Origin of the sequence: uncultured Nostoc sp., from assembly GCF_964245445.1 — a bacterium.
In the GTDB taxonomy this organism is placed as follows: domain Bacteria; phylum Cyanobacteriota; class Cyanobacteriia; order Cyanobacteriales; family Nostocaceae; genus Nostoc.
This window is the reverse complement of the sequence record NZ_CAXTNE010000026.1, coordinates 46,806-48,025: the sequence shown is the minus strand read 5'-3', so window position 1 is coordinate 48,025 and position 1,220 is coordinate 46,806. Positions and strand designations below refer to the sequence as shown.

Genomic DNA, 1,220 nt, shown 5'->3' with positions numbered 1-1,220 from the left:
GGGGAATGGGGCATGGGGCATTGGTTATTAATTCTTCTCCTCCACTCCTAACTCCCAGCTCCCAACTCCCAACTCCCCACTCCCCACTCCCTATGATTTACTCGGACTTCATTTCACCGCAAACCCAGTTTTACCAGCTGACAGTGCCATTTCAACTTGAAGGCGGCAAAACATTAACTGGGGTTCAGGTTGCTTATCGCACCTGGGGACAGTTAAATGCTCAAGGCGATAATGGGGTACTAATTTGTCATGCCTTAACTGGTTCGGCTGACGCTGATGATTGGTGGGAACCTTTGTTTGGTTTAGGCAAAGCTTTCAATCCAGAACGCGATTTTATTGTATGCAGCAACATCTTGGGAAGTTGTTACGGCACAACCGGGCCAACTACTATTAACCCCATAACGGGAAAGCCTTATGGCATATCCTTCCCTGAGATTACAATCCGAGATATGGTTCACCTGCAAGCTGTACTACTAGAATACCTGGGTGTTCAATCTCTGCGGTTAGTAATTGGCGGTTCGCTCGGTGGAATGCAAGCACTGGAGTGGGCGTTATTATATCCAGAAAAAGTAAAAGCGATCGCACCTATTGCTGTTTCTGGCAGACATTCAGCTTGGTGTATTGGATTAAGTGAAACCCAAAGACAGGCAATTTATGCCGATCCAAACTGGCAAGGAGGGAACTACACCCTGGATGCGCCCCCAAACCAAGGACTCGCAGTTGCGCGAATGATGGCTATGAGTACTTACCGTTCTTGGGATAGTTTTACAATTCGCTTTGGGCGGCAGTATGATGCATCTGAGCAGTTTGCTATAGCTAGTTACCTACAGCATCAGGGTCAAAAGCTGACAGAACGATTTGATGCCAACACTTACATCATCCTCACCCACGCAATGGATCGCCACGATGTTGCACGCGATCGCACAGTTGCTAATTTATCAGATTATGAATCTGTTCTGCAAAGCATCCAGCAACCAACTCTAGTTGTCGCAATTGATTCTGACATCCTCTATCCTCCAGTTGAACAACAAGAATTGGCAAATTTAATCCCTAATGCTCAACTGGCGTGGCTGAAATCAACCCACGGACATGATGCCTTTTTAATTGACATGGATGCATTGAATGAACTGCTAATCGCTTTTGAGCAAAGTTTAGATTTCCCAGCCTCCTAACTCGACGTATTGAGATAAAAGCTAGTAGTTTCGAGTTCTGAACACGAA

At 46.0% G+C, this 1,220-nt stretch carries 1 protein-coding gene; it reads left to right on the top strand.

Features of this window, described 5'->3' with window-relative positions:
- Window positions 1–1,172: homoserine O-acetyltransferase (gene metX, locus ACFE90_RS07140; RefSeq protein WP_375499069.1), on the top strand; the 1,172-nt coding region annotated here is incomplete at its 5' end.
- Between the last annotated feature and the right edge of the window lie 48 nt (window positions 1,173–1,220).